Here is a 15,199-nt window from a genome sequence, read left to right on the forward strand (position 1 = left end):
TTTCCCTCACCGAAGTGCAACCTGGCCCGCCCCTTGCTCTGTCTGTTTCATCTAGCTAATCGGAGAGAACGTCATGACGCTGCGCTCACCCGGGCTCGCCTTTCGTCAGGCCCTGAGTAACGAAAAACCCCTGCAAATCGCCGGCGCGATCAACGCCAACCATGCCCTGCTGGCCCAGCGGGCCGGATTCCAGGCCATCTACCTTTCCGGCGGCGGCGTGGCGGCCGGTTCGTTGGGGTTGCCGGACCTGGGCATTTCGACGCTGGACGATGTGCTGACCGACATTCGCCGCATCACCGACGTCTGCCCGCTGCCGCTGTTGGTGGATGTCGACAGCGGCTTCGGCGCTTCGGCGTTCAACGTCGCCCGCACGGTACGCTCGGTGAGCAAGGCCGGGGCGGCGGCGCTGCATATTGAAGATCAGGTCGGCGCCAAACGCTGCGGCCATCGGCCCAATAAGGCCATCGTTTCCACCGAAGAGATGGTGGATCGCATCAAAGCGGCGGTGGATGCGCGCAGCGATCCGGACTTCGTGATCATGGCGCGCACCGACGCGCTGGCGGTAGAGGGGCTGGAGGCGGCCATCGAGCGTGCTCAGGCCTACGTGGCGGCCGGGGCCGACATGTTGTTCCCGGAGGCGATTACCGAACTGGGCATGTACCGCCGTTTCGCCGAAGCGACCGGGGTGCCGATCCTCGCCAACATCACCGAGTTCGGCGCGACGCCGCTGTTCACCACCGATGAGCTGCGCAGCGCGCAGGTGGATATGGCGCTGTATCCGCTGTCGGCTTTCCGGGCGATGAACCGGGCGGCGGAGCGGGTGTACCGCGCCCTGCGCGAGGAGGGCACGCAGAAAAACGTCATCGACACCATGCAGACCCGCAACGAGCTGTATGAAAGCATCAACTACTATTTGTTCGAAGAGAAACTCGACGCTCTGTTCGCGCGCCAGCGCGACGAATAAGCGCCATTCACGCAATAGCCAAATGAGGACAGTATGAGCCAAGCGATCCCTCCGCAAAGCCCGACTGGCGATAAGCCGAAAAAATCCGTGGCGTTATCCGGCGTGCCCGCCGGGAATACCGCGCTGTGCTCCGTAGGGCGCAGCGGCAACGATCTGCACTATCGCGGTTACGACATTCTCGATCTCGCGCGCCACTGCGAGTTTGAAGAGGTGGCTCACCTGCTGATCCACGGCAAGCTGCCCAACCGCGACGAACTTCATGCCTATAAACATCGCTTGAAAGCGCTGCGCGGCCTGCCGGCCAGCGTGCGCACGGTGCTGGAGGCCCTGCCGGCGGCGTCTCACCCGATGGACGTGATGCGCACCGGCGTCTCGGCCCTTGGCTGCACCCTGCCGGAAAAAGAGCAGCACGGCGCGGCCGGCGCGCGCGACATCGCCGACCGGCTGCTGGCGTCGCTGGGATCGATGTTGCTCTACTGGTATCACTACAGCCACAACGGCGAACGCATTCAGCCGGAGACCGACGATGACTCCATCGGCGGCCACTTCCTGCACCTGCTGCACGGCGAAGCGCCTTCCGCCAGCTGGGAGCAGGCGATGCACGCCTCATTGATCCTCTACGCCGAGCATGAGTTCAACGCCTCGACCTTCGCCGGCCGGGTGATCGCCGGCACCGGATCCGATATCTATTCGGCGATCGTCGGCGCCATTGGCGCGCTGCGCGGGCCGAAGCACGGCGGCGCCAACGAGGTGTCGCTGGAGATCCAGCAGCGCTATGAAACGCCGGACGAAGCGGAAACCGACATTCGCCGTCGCATCGATAACAAAGAGGTGGTGATCGGTTTCGGGCATCCGGTGTACACCGTCTCCGATCCGCGCCATCAGGTGATCAAAGAGATCGCGCTGCGCCTGTCGCAGGAAGCGGGCGCGATGAAGCTGTATGACATCGCCGACCGGCTGGAGAGCGTGATGCGCGACACCAAAAAGATGTTCCCCAACCTCGACTGGTTCTCGGCGGTGTCTTATTACCAGCTGGGCGTGCCCACCGAAATGTTCACGCCGCTGTTTGTCATGGCGCGCGTCAGCGGCTGGTCGGCGCACATCATCGAGCAACGGCAGGACAACAAAATCATTCGTCCATCCGCCAACTATACCGGGCCGGAAGCGCGGGCGTTCGTACCGCTGGATCAGCGCTGAGCGCCGTTCGTTATCGTGTCATTTTCACTATGGAGCCTTTGGGAATCATGATGCTTGAGTCTGCCAATACCCGCCGCCCGTCGTTCGATCGCGAAATGGTCGATATCGTCGATTATGTGATGAAAGAGGCCGTCGATACCCCGGCGGCGTATCGCACCGCCCACTATTGCCTGCTCGATACCCTCGGCTGCGGGCTGGAGGCGCTGAGCTACCCGGCCTGCAAGAAACTGATGGGGCCGGTGGTGCCGGGCGCCGAGGTGCTGAACGGCAGTCGGGTGCCGGGCACCCGCTTCCAGCTGGATCCGGTGCAGGCGGCGTTCAATATCGGCGCCATGATCCGCTGGCTCGACTTCAACGATACCTGGCTGGCGGCGGAATGGGGCCACCCGTCGGATAACCTGGGCGGGATCCTGGCGGTGGCCGACTGGCTCTCTCGCCAGGCGGTGGCGGCGGGCAAAGCGCCGCTGACCATGCGGCAGGTACTGATCGCCATGATCAAGGCGCACGAGATCCAGGGCTGCCTGGCGTTGGAAAACGCCTTCAACCGGGTGGGGCTGGATCACGTGCTGCTGGTGAAAGTGGCGTCCACCGCGGTGGTGGCGCAGATGCTCGGCCTGAGCCGCGCGGAGATCCTGAACGCGGTGTCGCTGGCGTGGGTGGACGGACAGTCGCTGCGCACCTATCGCCACGCGCCGAACGCCGGCACCCGCAAATCCTGGGCGGCGGGGGATGCGACCTCCCGCGCGGTGCGGTTGGCGCTGATGGCCGCCACCGGCGAGATGGGTTATCCCTCGGCGCTGACGGCGCCGACCTGGGGGTTCTACGACGTTTCTTTCAACGGCAAACCCTTCCGCTTCCAGCGGCCGTACGGCGCGTACGTGATGGAGAACGTGCTGTTTAAAATTTCGTTCCCGGCGGAGTTCCATGCCCAGACCGCCGTGGAGGCGGCGATGACGCTGCATCGCCAGATGCAGGCCGCCGGCAAAACCGCCGCCGACATCGCCAGAGTGAGCATCCGCACCCACGAGGCCTGCCTGCGCATTATCGACAAGCAAGGGCCGCTGGATAATCCGGCGGATCGCGATCACTGCATTCAGTATATGGTGGCGATCCCGCTGCTGTTCGGGCGGCTGACGGCGGCCGATTACGAGGATCGGGTGGCCGAGGATCCGCGCATCGACGCGTTGCGCGGCAAGATCCACTGTCATGAAGATCCCGCCTTCACCCGCGATTATCACGATCCGGAAAAACGCTCGATCGCCAATGCGCTGACGATAGAGTTCACCGACGGCAGCCGTCTGGATGAAGTGGCGGTGGAGTACCCCATCGGCCATGCGCGGCGGCGCGAAGAGGGCATCCCGCTGCTGATCGAGAAGTTCAAAATCAACCTGGCGCGCCAGTTCCCGGCTCTGCAGCAGCAGCGCATTCTCGAGGTGTCGCTGGATCGGCAGCGGCTGGCGCAGATGCCGGTCAACGAGTACCTGGATTTGTGGGTGATCTGACGCGAGCGGCGCTGACAAGCCATGTCGGCGCCGCTATGATGAATGCTCCATTCCCGTCCGTTTTCTTATCAGGTGATTCATGATTGATGCCGCAACGCTGCTGTTGTTTTCCGGCGCCTGCGTGGCGCTGGCGCTCACCCCCGGCCCGGATATGCTGCTGATCGCTTCGCGCAGCGTCAGCCAGGGGCGGCGCGCCGGTTTCGCTTCGCTGGCGGGCATCCAGCTCGGCACGTACTGCCACGCGCTGGCGGCGGCGCTGGGGTTGTCGCAACTGTTCGTCGCCGTGCCGCTGGCCTACGACGCGGTGAGAATGCTGGGTGCCGCCTATCTGCTCTATCTGGCGTGGAAAACGCTGCGATCCGGCAGCAGTCTGCAGGCTTCTTCCGGGTTGCAGGCGGTGCCGACGGCGCGCATTTTCCGTCAGGGATTGTTCACCAACATCCTCAACCCGAAAATGGCGCTGTTCGTGCTGGCGCTGTTCCCGCAGTTTATCGATCCGCGCGCCGGCTCGGTGGTGGTGCAGATGCTGGCGCTGGCGACGGTGTTGAATCTGGTGGGCTTGCTGATTAATGGCGGGGTGATCCTGGCGGTCAGCGGCATGAAAAGCCGCTTTGCCGGCCGCCGTTTCAGCGCCCGCTGGCCGAACTACCTGCTGAGCGGGGTATTCGCCGGGCTGGCCTGCAAACTCATTTTCGACAGTCGTCGTTAACCCTTGCGCAGCAGCGCTTCAAACGCCGCGCTGGCCGGTTCGTCCGGCAGCGCGCTGTACATCACCAGCCGCAGGTGATTCTCTTCGTCGACGATGAAAGAGGCATGGTCAAAGGTGACCGGGCCGATTTCCGGGAGGGTGAAGCTGCGCCGGCCCTGGCAACGCCCGTGAATGTCATGCTGCCGCCAGAGCTGGCGGAACTGCGGTGATACCCGCTCCAGCGCCTGCACCCGTTGACGCATCACCTCATCCTCCGGCGCACGGGCATAGTCGCGCCGGAAACTGGCCAGGATCTGCGGCGCCTGCGCCCGCCACTCCAGCAGGCGCGCATTGAGCTGCGGATCGGCAAACAGCATCCACAACATGTTGCGCTCTTGCGTCGGGCGCTCGTCGATGGCGAACAGCCGCTGCGCCGCCGGGTTCCAGGCGATGATGTCCCAACTGAGGTTCATGACGTAGGCCGGCCGCAGCGCCAGATCGTCCAACAGCCGCCGCACCAACGGCGAAACCTGGCACCACTGATGTCCGACCGGCACCGGTGGCCGCTGATGCGCCAATAAGAACAGGTGGTAGCGGCCGGCGGCATCGAGCTGCAGCACCCGCGCCAGATTTTCCAAAAACGCCACCGAGGCATTGATTTCCCTGCCTTGCTCCAGCCAGGTGTACCAGGTGAGGCCGACGCCGGCCAGCGCCGCGACCTCCTCACGCCGCAATCCCGGCGTGCGGCGGCGGCTGCCGCTCGGCAAACCGACCGCCTGCGGCGACAGCTGTTCTCGTTTTTGACGCAGAAAATCCGCCAGTTCGTGGCGGGTGCGTTCGAGGGTGCGTGGGGGCATGGCGGCCGTCCTGTTGTTGTTAGTAATAGTATAACTGGCTATATAGTAACAGTTTAAACCCTGTTCCATACTGCGGCCATCATAATCTCTGGAGGTGGTATGGAACATTCATTATCTGGTGAACGGCGGGGATTGCCCGGCCTGCCGGTACTGCTGTTGGGCGGTTTTGTCACGGTGTTCGATCTGTTTGTGGTCAATGTGGCGGCGCCGGTGATCCAGCAACAGTTCGCCGCCGATTTCGCCGCTATCGGTTTGATCGTCGCCGGTTATGAGCTGGCGTTTGGGGTACTGCTGATCGCCGGAGGACGCCTGGGGGATCGCTTCGGGCGTCGGCGTCTGTTCAGCCTCGGCATGCTGGGATTCACGCTGAGTTCCCTGTTGTGCGGGCTGGCGGGGTCGCTCAGCCTGCTGATCGCCGCCCGTGTTCTGCAAGGCGCGGCGGCGGCGCTGCTGTTCCCGCAGATCTACGCCCTGATGCGGGTGCTGTATCAGCCGCAACAGCGGCGGCGCGCTTTCGCCTGGCTGGGGATGACGCTGGGATTGGCGGCGATCTTCGGCCAGATCCTCGGGGGTTTCATTATCGAGGCCAATCTGTTCGGCAGCGGCTGGCGCATGATCTTCCTGATCAATCTGCCGATCGGCGCGCTGGCGCTGTGGGCGACGCGCCGCATTCCCGAATCGCGGGTGGCGCAGGCGCAGCGGTTAGACGGCGTTGGCCTGCTGCTGGCGGCGGCCGGCCTGTCGCTGTTGCTGCTGCCATTGCTGGAAGGGCCGGCGCGCGGTTGGCCGTGGTGGATCGCGCCGATGCTGGCATTGGCGCTGCTGACGCTGTGGGGTTTCCTGCGTTGGGAACGCCGCCTGGCAAAGCGCGGTGGCGATGCGGTGCTCGATCCGGCGCTGTTCCGCCAAGCGGGCTTCGCACCGGGCATGGCGGTGGTGTTGGCGATTTATGCCACCGCCTCCTCGTTTTTCTTGTGCTTCGCGCTGCTGCTGCAGGCGGGGGCGGGGCTGACGCCTTTTCAGGCGGGCAGCCTGTTCGCTCCGGCCAGCGCGGCTTTTATGCTGGCCTCGATGCTGGCGCCCCGGCTGGCGCTGCGTTGGGGTAACGATGTGCTAAGCGCGGGCGTGGCGATTTACGCCGTCGGGTTGGCACTATTGATGGCGCAGGCGCTGTGGGGGGCGGTGCTGGCGCATCCCCTGCGGTTGCTGCCGGGGTTGGTGGTACTGGGATTCGGCCAGGCGCTGAGCATGACGCCGCTGCTGAATCTGGTGCTCGGTTTGGCGCAGGAGCGGCAGGCGGGCATGGCGGCGGGTCTGGTTGCCACCGTGCAGCAGGTGGGGGGGGCGCTGGGCATCGTGGTCAGCGGCGTCGGCTTCGTGCCGCTGTTGGCGAGCGGCGCGGCGGAGCGCTATGCCCAGGCGTTCGCTGGCGCCATGGTGTTTAATCTGTTGGCGATGGGCGTCGCCCTGCTGTTATTAAACCGGATCAATCGAAATAGCCGGAAAGCGGATCTTAAGTAGGCCGCCGGCGGGTGCTTTACTGTCGTCATCATGAGAGAGCGATAAGGAGCCACACTGATGTTTCAACCCGCCGCATTTCGCGAAGACGATCTTGATACCCAACTGGCGCTGGTGCGCGCCCATCCGCTCGGGCTGCTGGTCAGCCACGGCGAACAGGGATTGACGGCCGATCCGCTGCCGTTTGTGGCCGATGTCGAGCAAGGGCAGCTCCGGCTGCGGGGGCACCTGTCGCGCGCCAACGAACACTGGCGGCGGTTGCAACAGGTGGCCGAATGTCTGGTGATCTTTCAGGGCGTGGAGGGCTATGTGTCGCCCGGCTGGTACCCGAGCAAGCGCCAGAGCGGCAAGGTGGTGCCGACCTGGAACTACAGCGTCGTGCAGCTGTATGGCGTGCCGACGGTGACGGACGACCCGGCCTGGCTGCGCCGGCAACTGATCGATCTGACCGCGCAGCAGGAAGGGCGGCGTCCTGAACCCTGGCGGCTCGACGATGCGCCGGCCAACTACATCGCCGCACAACTTAAAGGCATCGTCGGTATTGAGATCGCCGTCACCCGGCGCGAAGGCAAATGGAAGATGAGCCAAAACCGCAGCGCCGACGATGCCGACGGGGTGATCGCCGGGCTGCGCGACGGCGATGAAGCGCAGCGGCGGCTGGCGGCGGAGGTTGAGCGGCGGCGCGGATAGGGTATGCTAACCGAAGAGTGAGCTGAGGGAACCTTCGGATGGATTACACCAAAATTATCAAAGAAATAGGCCGCGGCAAAAACCATGCGCGCGACCTGGACCGGCAGACCGCTTTTCAGCTGTATCAGGCGATGCTGGCCGGGGAGGTCCCCGAGCTGGAGCTGGGCGGCATTCTGATCGCGCTGCGCATCAAGGGCGAAGCCGAAGAGGAGATGCTGGGCTTCTACCAGGCGATGCAGCAGCAGGTGCTGCCGCTGCAGGCGCCGCAGGGGCGGCCATTGCCGGTGGTGTTGCCGAGCTACAACGGCGCGCGTAAGCAGGCCAATCTGACGCCGTTGCTGGCGCTGCTGCTCGCGAAGGTGGGCCTGCCGGTGGTGGTGCACGGCGTGCTGGACGACAGCACCCGCGTGACCAGCGCCGAGATTTTCCGCGCGCTTGGGCTGCCGTGGTCAGAACAGGCCGATCACGCCCAGCGGCGTCTCGATAGCGGCGAGGCGGTATTCATGCCGGTTTCCACGCTGTCGGCGCCGCTGGCGCGGCAGCTTGGGTTGCGTTGGCGCATGGGGGTGCGCAACAGCGCCCATACGTTGGCCAAGCTGGCGACGCCGTTCGGCGAACAGGATGCGCTGCGCCTCGCCAGCGTTTCACACCCGGAGTATGTCGGCCGGGTGGCGTCGTTTTTCCGCCAGATCGGCGCCCGCGGGCTGCTGATGCACGGCACGGAAGGCGAAGCTTACGCCAACCCGCTGCGCTGCCCGCAAATTCACCATATCGTCGGCGGCGAACAGCGCATCTTGCTGGAACGCACCTTGCAGGATGAAACGCCGCTCTTGCCGGCGGCGAAAGACGCGGAAACCACCGCGCGCTGGACCGAGCGCTGCCTGGCCGGCGAGGTGGCGATCCCGCTGGCCATTCAGCGGCAGATCGCCTGTTGTCTGGTGGCCACCGGCGAAAGCGAGACGCTGGAGCAGGGGCTGCGGCGCCTGCATCAGGCCTAGGCGAGACTATACTGGGATATTTCCTCATCGGCTGAGAAGGACGGTTATGCAACAGGCTCTCGATTACTTCAATCAATTGAACCAGGATTACCTCGACGTTCACCGTGCCAAAGAAGAGCTGTTCTGGCAAAACTACATGGGCACCGGCGGCGAAGACGTCTCGGCGCGCTTTTCCGCCGCCGAAAGCGCCTATAAGCGCTTTATCGCCGAACCGCGCCGGCTCGGGGAGATCCGTACTCTGCTGGCCGGGTTGGAGGCGTTGCCGCAGGAGGCGCAGCGCGATGCGCTGATCCACGGCCTGCAGGGTTGGCTGCGCTTTTTCGATTGCAACGCCATTGAAGATCCGCAGGCGCAGGCGCTGTTGGATCAGATCATCCACGCCGAGTCCGATCTCTACTCGCGCCGCAAGGGCTATCAGGTCACCCATCTGAACGCCGACGGCCAGCGCGTGGCGGCTTCGCTCGGCGAGCTGCTGACCAATCAGGCGACCAACCCGAATGAAGAGTATCGCCGCAGCTCGCAGCAGGCGCTGCGCGATCTGGAGCAATGGCTGCTGCATAACGGCTTGCCGGAGCTGATTGGCCTGCGCAACCGCTTTGCGCGCCAGATGGGCTATCGCAACTATTTCGACTACAAGGTGAACAAAACCGAGCGTATGACGCCGGAACAGCTGTTCGCCATTCTGGATCGCTTCGAGCGGGAAACCCGCGAGGCCAACGCGCGCAGCCTGCAGCAGCTGGCGGCCGAGAAGGGCAGCCAGGCGCTGGAACCGTGGAACGTGCGCTTCGCCAGCGCCGGCGACGTCACCCGCCAACTGGATCCTTATTTCCCGTTTTCCCGTTCGTTGGAACGTTGGGTCGACAGCTTCAAACGCCTGCACATCGGTTTTGGCGGCGCGGAGATGAACCTCGATCTGCTGGTGCGCAAAGGCAAGTATGAGAATGGCTTTATGCACGGCCCGGTGCCGCCGTTTGTGCGCCAGGGGGAATGGGTGCCGGCGCGCATCAACTTCACCAGCCTGGCGCAGCCGGGGCAGGTAGGCAGCGGTGCCTACGGGCTCAACACCCTGTTCCACGAGGGCGGCCATGCGGCGCACTTCGCCAATATTCGCCAGAACGCGCCGTGCTTCTCGCAGGAGTTCCCGCCGACCTCGATGGCCTATGCCGAAACCCAGTCGATGTTCTGCGACAGCCTGCTCGACGACGCCGACTGGCTGAAACGCTATGCGAAAAACGCCGCCGGCGAAGCGGTGCCCGATGCGTTGATCGAGGCCGGCATTGCGGCGCGTCAGCCGATGCGCGCGTTCAATGAACGCCATATTCTGTTGGTGCCGTACTTCGAATGGGCGCTGTATCAATGGGATGACGCGCAGCGCACGCCGGAAGCCATCACCGCGCTGGCGCGCGAGATCGAGCAAAAAATCCTCGGCATCAGCGGTAGCCCGCGCCCGACGCTGGCGATCCCGCATCTGCTGTCGCTGGAGTCAGCTTGTTCTTACCAGGGCTATCTGTTGGCGATGATGGCGGTGGAACAAACCCGCCAGTTCTTCCTGCAGCGCGACGGTTACCTGACGGACAATCCGGCCATCGGCCCGGATCTGGCGCGGCACTATTGGTTGCCGGGCAACAGCGTCAGCCATGACGACACGCTGCGCAGCCTGACCGGCGAAGGGTTCAACCCGGACTCTCTGGCGCAGGCCTGCAATCAGACGGTAGCGCAGGCGTGGCGGGAAGCGCAGCAGACGATGGCCGCCGCCGCCGAGCGCCCGCAGCCGCCGGCGGATTTCGATTTGCAGGCGCATATTCGGGTGGTGGACGGCGAGACGGTATTGGCGGATAACGCCGACGGTGACGAACGAATGTGCCGCGACTTCGCTGCGGCGATAGAGGCGCGCCTGGCTTAAGGCGGATAATAAAATCCACGCCGCGGCGTGGATTTTATTTAATGGCTAAACCGGACGCTATGTTATTCGAAATAGACGTCGGGATTATCCGCCAGAGACACGAAGCTCTTGGTGTTTCTATCCAGCGTGCGAATTTCGCCGCTTTCGATGTCATAGACCCAGCCGTGCAGGCGCAGCCCGCTGTTGCGCAGACCCACAGCCACAGAAGGATGGGTTTTGATATTATTTAGCTGAGCTATAACGTTCTCTTCAACCATAGCGTTAACTTTGTCTGTTTCGCTATTCCAGGTTTTCTTCTCGACCACCGCTTTTGCCGCATCGGCATAGTGCAGCCAGTGGGCCACGGCCGGCATCGGATCGAGGCACTGACAGGAAGCGATGGCTTTCATGGCGCCACAGTTTGAGTGGCCGCAGATAACGATATCAGTCACGCCCAGCGCCACAACGGCATACTCGATGGTCGCGGATACCCCGCCCGGCTCCGGGCCAAAGGAAGGGACGATGTTGCCTGCGTTGCGGATAACGAAAAGTTGCCCCGGTTCTTGCTGGGTCACCAGCTCGGGCACCAGACGGCTGTCAGAACAGGAGATGAAAAGCGCTTTAGGATTCTGGCTGGAGGCAAGGCTGCGAAACAGTTCCTTACGCTGCGGGAAAATCTCTTTCTGGAAACTGAGGAAACCTTCAATGATATGTTGCATACAACGCTCTCTGCATCTGTAGTCTGCGTAACATGATTAATCATCCTTTCCCGTTAGTCCAGCAATGGCTAGGTAAAAAATGTGTGCTCAAGCCACCCTGCAAACCCCATTGAATACAGGGTTTATGCCGGTTTTCGGCAACATGACCCGGCTCGTTTGCGCGTGGGTTGCCGATAGCGTGGACGGCCAGGAGCGCGCTGTCGTACCCATTCAGCGCCGACGCACGCGAACATAAAAAAAGCCCGCCGGAGTCATATCCGACGGGCTTTCTGACGACTGGAGCAAGGATTATTTGTAGATAACCGCGGTCGCGTGCATCAGGTTATTGCCGCTGGTAGAGGTGATGGTGAAAGCCTTGGCGCCTGCGGCATCGGCTTTGGCGGCCAGCTGAGATGTCAGGCTGCTCAGGTCGGTCGCGCCGCTGGCGACGATCACGCCGGCTTTTTCGAATTGGGCGGCATCCTGGGCGCTGAGGTGTTCAGCGGCGAAAGTGGTGAAAGAAACGGTAGCCAGGGCGATAGCGGCAGCAAAAGTTTTGATGGTTTTCATGTTGGTCATTCCTGTCAAAGTGAATTAGGGAGAAAGGGGTTTGCCTTTCGATGGGAAGATTATTGCGCAGTGACAGGCGGGATGAAATCGGAGAGTGTTGACGGTTTTATTCAGATTTTTTGATTGTTAATTCCCCCGTTCATCTTCTGCATAAACGGGGGAGACGATCAGCGCATCGGGCGCGTCAGGTCGAACCGGTGCTGTTCCGAAATGCCGTAGTAGGCGGTCGGGCCGCCGGCGCGCAGGATAGGTTCGGCGGCGGCGGTCTGATACACGCCGTGTTCGTCCAGCAGCGCCGGGTCGAGATGCACCGCCACCACTTCGCCCAACACCAGCCAGGTTTCCACCTGTGCGCCATCGGCGGTTTGCAGCTGAATGCACTGGGTCAACCGGCATTCGAAGTTCACCGGGCTTTCCGCCACGCGTTCGGCTTTGACCCGCCGCCCGGGCAGCGGCGTAACGCCGGCGAAGGCGAATTCGTCCTCGCCGCGCGGCAGGTTGATGGCACTGTTGTTCATCGCTTCCGCCAGCGGGCGCGTCGCCAGGTTCCAGACGAACTCGCCGGTTTCCACGATATTCGCTACGCTGTCTTTCCAGCCGGTGCTGGCGAAACCGATGATCGGCGGACGGTAGTTGAAGCAGTTGAAAAAGCTGTAGGGCGCCAGATTGCGCTGGCCGGCGGCGCTGCGGGAAGATATCCAGCCGATCGGACGCGGGCCGACGATAGCGTTCAGCGGATCGTGCGGTAGGCCGTGGCCGGCGGCGGGTTCATAATAATAACGAGATTCACGGCTCATGGGGGACCCTGTGGCAATCGATGAAGCTTTCATTGTGCCGGGTTTCCCGCCGCTGCGCCATTGCGGGCCGGATGTGTTATCTTACGTGCCGGAAATACCTTCAAGAGAGCCCGTCACGGTGGAAAAAAAGAAAACCTTCCCGCAGCAGAAAAGCGGCCTGCATCCGCGCAACCGTCATCGTTCGCGCTACGACTTCCCGGCGCTGATCGCCAGCTGCCCGGCGCTGGCGCCGTTCGTAAAACCGAACGCCTGGGGCGATGTCTCGGTGGACTTCGCCGATCCGGCGGCGGTGAAAATGCTCAACCGTGCGTTGCTGCAACACTTTTACGGCATCGAACACTGGGATATTCCGGCTGATTACCTGTGCCCGCCGATCCCCGGCCGTGCCGACTATCTGCATCACCTGGCGGACCTGTTGGCGACCAGCAACGGCGGTGAGATCCCACGCGGCAAGGGCGTGGCGATCCTCGACGTCGGCGTCGGCGCCAACTGCATCTACCCGATCGTCGGCCTGCGCGAATACGGTTGGCGTTTCACCGGATCCGAAATCGATCCGGTGTCGCTCAACTCGGCCAAAATGATCGTCGAGATGAACCCGACGCTGCGCAACAGCGTGCGTCTGCGGCTGCAGAAACAGCCGGAGCTTATTTTTACCGGCATTATCGGCGCGGCCGAGAAATTCGACGCCACCCTGTGCAACCCGCCGTTCCATGCCTCTGAACAGGAAGCGCGCGCCAGCACCCGCCGCAAGCTGCATAAGTTGGGCAAAGGGGAAGTGGCCGACAAGCCGGTACAAAACTTCGGCGGCAAGAACAACGAGCTGTGGTGCGAAGGCGGCGAAGAGGCCTTTGTGCGCAAGATGGTGGAAGAGAGCGTCGGCAAGGCCAACAACTGCCTGTGGTTCACCTCGCTTATCTCAAAGAACACTACGCTGCCGGCCATCTACCATGCGCTGAAGGTGGCGGGCGCGGCCGAGGTGCGCACCATCGAGATGGCGCAAGGGCAGAAGATCAGCCGCTTCGTCGCCTGGACCTTCCATGACGCCGAGCAACAGGCCGCCTGGGCGGCCGAACGCTGGCGTTAATCCTTCCGGCGCCGGCTATCCTGTCGGCGCCGACAAAAATCCGCATTTTACCTTTCAATTTTCATGGCTTACGTTATTCTCAATACGAGTTTAATAATAAAAATCTTAGTCTGTTGGTTTATTTAAAATCGAATAATTACTTTACTGAATAAATAAATTTAATCCGGTTAATAGCAATAACCAGAAGGATCGGCGTTGCCCGCTCCTTCCGCAATGGCACGTCTGCGTGTGGGCGCGGCATGTGGCCAGGAAAATAAGAAAAGCGCCATCATCTGCCACAAGGACTACACCTTATGCTGTTACGATTCAGTCAGTTAACTACCCACACCGGCGCCGAACTGAGCGCGATAGAACACGCCGTGCCAATGATCGTATTCTCGCCAGAGGGCAGGGTATTGCGCGCCAACGATCTTTTTCTCAGCACGCTGGGATTTCAGCGTGATGACGTGATAGGCCAGCATCACCGTATTTTCTGCGATCCGAACTATGTCGCCAGCCCGCTGTATCGCAAACATTGGGAGACGCTGAATCAGGGGCAACCCATCACGGACACCATAAAGCGCATCGCGAAAAACGGCGAGGCGGTATGGCTGCAGGGCACTTACGCGCCGGTACTGAATAAACAGGGTAAGGTGGTGGAAATCGTCAAGATCGCCAGCGAAGTGACCGAGCGAGTGACCCAGGCGCAGGAACATCGCAGCCTGCTGGCGGCGCTGAATCGATCGATGGCGATGATCTCTTTTACGCCGCAGGGCACCATTGTCAGCGCCAACGACAATATGCTGGCGCTGATGGGTTATCGGCTGGACGAGGCGCGTGGGCAGTCGCATGCGGTGCTGTGCCTGCCGGAGTTCGTCGCTTCCGACGACTATCGGCGGCACTGGCAGCGTCTGGCTCGCGGCGAGTTTATCACCGGGCGTTTTGAACGCATCAATCGGCGCGGTGAGCGAGTATGGCTGGAGGCCAGCTATAACCCGATCCTCGACAACGAAGGTCAGGTGGTGAAGGTGGTGAAGATTGCTCAGGACATCACTCGGCTGATGCAACAGCAGCAGCATGAAGAAGAAATGGTGCGCAGCGCCCATCACCTGTCGCTCGATACCGATCGGCAGGCGGCGCAGGGCGCGGCGATCGTGCAGCAGGCGGTGCAGGGCATGCAGCAGGTTGAAGCGGCGGCGCGTGAAACGTCGGCGGTGATCACCGAACTGGGCCAATGCTCTCAGCAGATTGGCACCATCGTCGAAGCCATTCGTAAAATTGCCGCCCAAACCAACCTGCTGGCGATTAACGCCTCCATCGAAGCCGCCCACGCCGGTGAGCACGGGCGCGGCTTTGCGGTGGTGGCCAACGAGGTACGCACGCTGGCGGAACAATCGCGCAAGGCGGCGACCGAGATCGAACGCATGACCAAGTCTATCCAGCAAGGCGTGGCGGCGGCGATCGCCGGCATGGCGACCTGCGTGGAACAGGCCGGCGGCGGTGTGGCATTGACCCATGACGCCGGAGAAGTGATTAACCAGGTCAACATCGGCATGCATGACGTCGTGAAGCTGATGCAGGCGTTTACTTCGGTGAAGCAGGGCGACGCGCTGCACTGAGTTTGCCGGACGCCGCCCCTGAAAACGGGGCGGCATTTGTCCCCTCCCTCCGATCTCTGCGCCGTTGAGCTGCGGTTCAACGTTGCCATCCTATGCTATGCTTAAAAGTGAACGAACGTTCGTTCATTAATTTATATTCATTTGTGGCGCCAGGCG

Annotated in this window: 14 protein-coding genes; 10 read left to right on the plus strand and 4 right to left on the minus strand. The window is 62.4% G+C overall.

Features of this window, described 5'->3' with window-relative positions; genetic code table 11:
* Nucleotides 1-73: 73 nt before the first annotated feature.
* From prpB to GKN89_RS08525, 4 genes are all read left to right on the plus strand, one after another.
* On the plus strand, nucleotides 74-964 hold the full coding sequence (gene prpB / locus GKN89_RS08510) for a methylisocitrate lyase (RefSeq protein WP_063919012.1): 891 nt from the start codon (nucleotides 74-76) through the stop codon (nucleotides 962-964).
* Nucleotides 965-997: 33 nt separating this feature from the next.
* Entirely contained in the window at nucleotides 998-2,161 is a 1,164-nt protein-coding gene (gene prpC, locus GKN89_RS08515) for a 2-methylcitrate synthase (protein WP_019454634.1), read from the plus strand.
* Between the two features lie 50 nt (nucleotides 2,162-2,211).
* The gene (locus tag GKN89_RS08520) at nucleotides 2,212-3,663 is read left to right on the plus strand and encodes a bifunctional 2-methylcitrate dehydratase/aconitate hydratase (protein ID WP_154747048.1); all 1,452 of its coding nucleotides are present in this window, start codon (nucleotides 2,212-2,214) and stop codon (nucleotides 3,661-3,663) included.
* Between the two features lie 79 nt (nucleotides 3,664-3,742).
* Nucleotides 3,743-4,372, plus strand: coding sequence for a LysE family translocator (locus GKN89_RS08525; protein WP_019454632.1), 630 nt, complete (start codon nucleotides 3,743-3,745; stop codon nucleotides 4,370-4,372).
* Here GKN89_RS08525 and GKN89_RS08530 read toward each other — a convergent pair.
* A complete protein-coding gene (locus tag GKN89_RS08530) occupies nucleotides 4,369-5,208 on the minus strand; it encodes a helix-turn-helix transcriptional regulator (protein ID WP_154746778.1) in 840 nt (279 codons plus the stop codon). The two genes, GKN89_RS08525 and GKN89_RS08530, sit on opposite strands and share 4 nt — an antisense overlap.
* 99 nt (nucleotides 5,209-5,307) lie before the next feature.
* Between GKN89_RS08530 and GKN89_RS08535 the strand changes: the two genes are divergently transcribed.
* Genes GKN89_RS08535 through GKN89_RS08550 form a run of 4 tightly spaced genes read left to right on the plus strand, consistent with a single transcriptional unit; the run spans nucleotide 5,308 to nucleotide 10,317 of the window.
* A complete protein-coding gene (locus GKN89_RS08535; RefSeq protein WP_154746779.1) occupies nucleotides 5,308-6,729 on the plus strand; it encodes an MFS transporter in 1,422 nt (473 codons plus the stop codon).
* A gap of 57 nt (nucleotides 6,730-6,786) precedes the next feature.
* Complete coding sequence (locus tag GKN89_RS08540) at nucleotides 6,787-7,416, plus strand: FMN-binding negative transcriptional regulator (RefSeq protein WP_019454631.1); 630 nt, start codon at nucleotides 6,787-6,789, stop codon at nucleotides 7,414-7,416.
* 38 nt (nucleotides 7,417-7,454) lie between these two features.
* Nucleotides 7,455-8,414, plus strand: coding sequence for a DNA-binding protein YbiB (gene ybiB / locus GKN89_RS08545; RefSeq protein ID WP_154746780.1), 960 nt, complete (start codon nucleotides 7,455-7,457; stop codon nucleotides 8,412-8,414).
* Between the two features lie 46 nt (nucleotides 8,415-8,460).
* Nucleotides 8,461-10,317, plus strand: coding sequence for a M3 family metallopeptidase (locus GKN89_RS08550; RefSeq protein WP_154746781.1), 1,857 nt, complete (start codon nucleotides 8,461-8,463; stop codon nucleotides 10,315-10,317).
* A 62-nt stretch (nucleotides 10,318-10,379) separates the two neighbouring features.
* On the opposite strand, the gene GKN89_RS08555 is transcribed toward GKN89_RS08550, so the two are convergent.
* From GKN89_RS08555 to GKN89_RS08565, 3 genes are all read right to left on the minus strand, one after another.
* Nucleotides 10,380-11,015 carry a carbonic anhydrase gene (locus tag GKN89_RS08555; RefSeq protein WP_004939270.1) on the minus strand — a complete coding sequence of 212 codons (636 nt, stop codon included), beginning with the start codon at nucleotides 11,013-11,015 and terminating at the stop codon, nucleotides 10,380-10,382.
* Nucleotides 11,016-11,303: 288 nt separating this feature from the next.
* Nucleotides 11,304-11,564 carry a YdgH/BhsA/McbA-like domain containing protein gene (locus GKN89_RS08560; RefSeq protein ID WP_025159991.1) on the minus strand — a complete coding sequence of 87 codons (261 nt, stop codon included), beginning with the start codon at nucleotides 11,562-11,564 and terminating at the stop codon, nucleotides 11,304-11,306.
* A gap of 167 nt (nucleotides 11,565-11,731) precedes the next feature.
* Nucleotides 11,732-12,361: a flavin reductase family protein gene (locus GKN89_RS08565; protein ID WP_019454627.1), complete on the minus strand. Its 630-nt coding sequence runs from the start codon at nucleotides 12,359-12,361 to the stop codon at nucleotides 11,732-11,734.
* 118 nt (nucleotides 12,362-12,479) lie between these two features.
* On the opposite strand from GKN89_RS08565, the gene rlmF reads away from it, so the two are divergent.
* Complete coding sequence (rlmF, locus tag GKN89_RS08570; RefSeq protein WP_019454626.1) at nucleotides 12,480-13,445, plus strand: 23S rRNA (adenine(1618)-N(6))-methyltransferase RlmF; 966 nt, start codon at nucleotides 12,480-12,482, stop codon at nucleotides 13,443-13,445.
* 293 nt (nucleotides 13,446-13,738) lie between these two features.
* Nucleotides 13,739-15,043: a PAS domain-containing methyl-accepting chemotaxis protein gene (locus tag GKN89_RS08575; protein WP_154746782.1), complete on the plus strand. Its 1,305-nt coding sequence runs from the start codon at nucleotides 13,739-13,741 to the stop codon at nucleotides 15,041-15,043.
* Nucleotides 15,044-15,199 lie beyond the last annotated feature (156 nt).

It is taken from the genome of Serratia sp. YC16 (assembly GCF_009707615.1).
Taxonomy (GTDB): domain Bacteria; phylum Pseudomonadota; class Gammaproteobacteria; order Enterobacterales; family Enterobacteriaceae; genus Serratia; species Serratia surfactantfaciens.

Coding starts and splice junctions, on each gene's coding strand:
- prpB (WP_063919012.1), top strand. CDS start 74: ATGACGCTGCGCTCACCCGGGCTCGCCTTTCGTCAGGCCCTGAGTAAC.
- prpC (WP_019454634.1), top strand. CDS start 998: ATGAGCCAAGCGATCCCTCCGCAAAGCCCGACTGGCGATAAGCCGAAA.
- GKN89_RS08520 (WP_154747048.1), top strand. CDS start 2,212: ATGCTTGAGTCTGCCAATACCCGCCGCCCGTCGTTCGATCGCGAAATG.
- GKN89_RS08525 (WP_019454632.1), top strand. CDS start 3,743: ATGATTGATGCCGCAACGCTGCTGTTGTTTTCCGGCGCCTGCGTGGCG.
- GKN89_RS08530 (WP_154746778.1), bottom strand. CDS start 5,208: ATGCCCCCACGCACCCTCGAACGCACCCGCCACGAACTGGCGGATTTT.
- GKN89_RS08535 (WP_154746779.1), top strand. CDS start 5,308: ATGGAACATTCATTATCTGGTGAACGGCGGGGATTGCCCGGCCTGCCG.
- GKN89_RS08540 (WP_019454631.1), top strand. CDS start 6,787: ATGTTTCAACCCGCCGCATTTCGCGAAGACGATCTTGATACCCAACTG.
- ybiB (WP_154746780.1), top strand. CDS start 7,455: ATGGATTACACCAAAATTATCAAAGAAATAGGCCGCGGCAAAAACCAT.
- GKN89_RS08550 (WP_154746781.1), top strand. CDS start 8,461: ATGCAACAGGCTCTCGATTACTTCAATCAATTGAACCAGGATTACCTC.
- GKN89_RS08555 (WP_004939270.1), bottom strand. CDS start 11,015: ATGCAACATATCATTGAAGGTTTCCTCAGTTTCCAGAAAGAGATTTTC.
- GKN89_RS08560 (WP_025159991.1), bottom strand. CDS start 11,564: ATGAAAACCATCAAAACTTTTGCTGCCGCTATCGCCCTGGCTACCGTT.
- GKN89_RS08565 (WP_019454627.1), bottom strand. CDS start 12,361: ATGAGCCGTGAATCTCGTTATTATTATGAACCCGCCGCCGGCCACGGC.
- GKN89_RS08575 (WP_154746782.1), top strand. CDS start 13,739: ATGCTGTTACGATTCAGTCAGTTAACTACCCACACCGGCGCCGAACTG.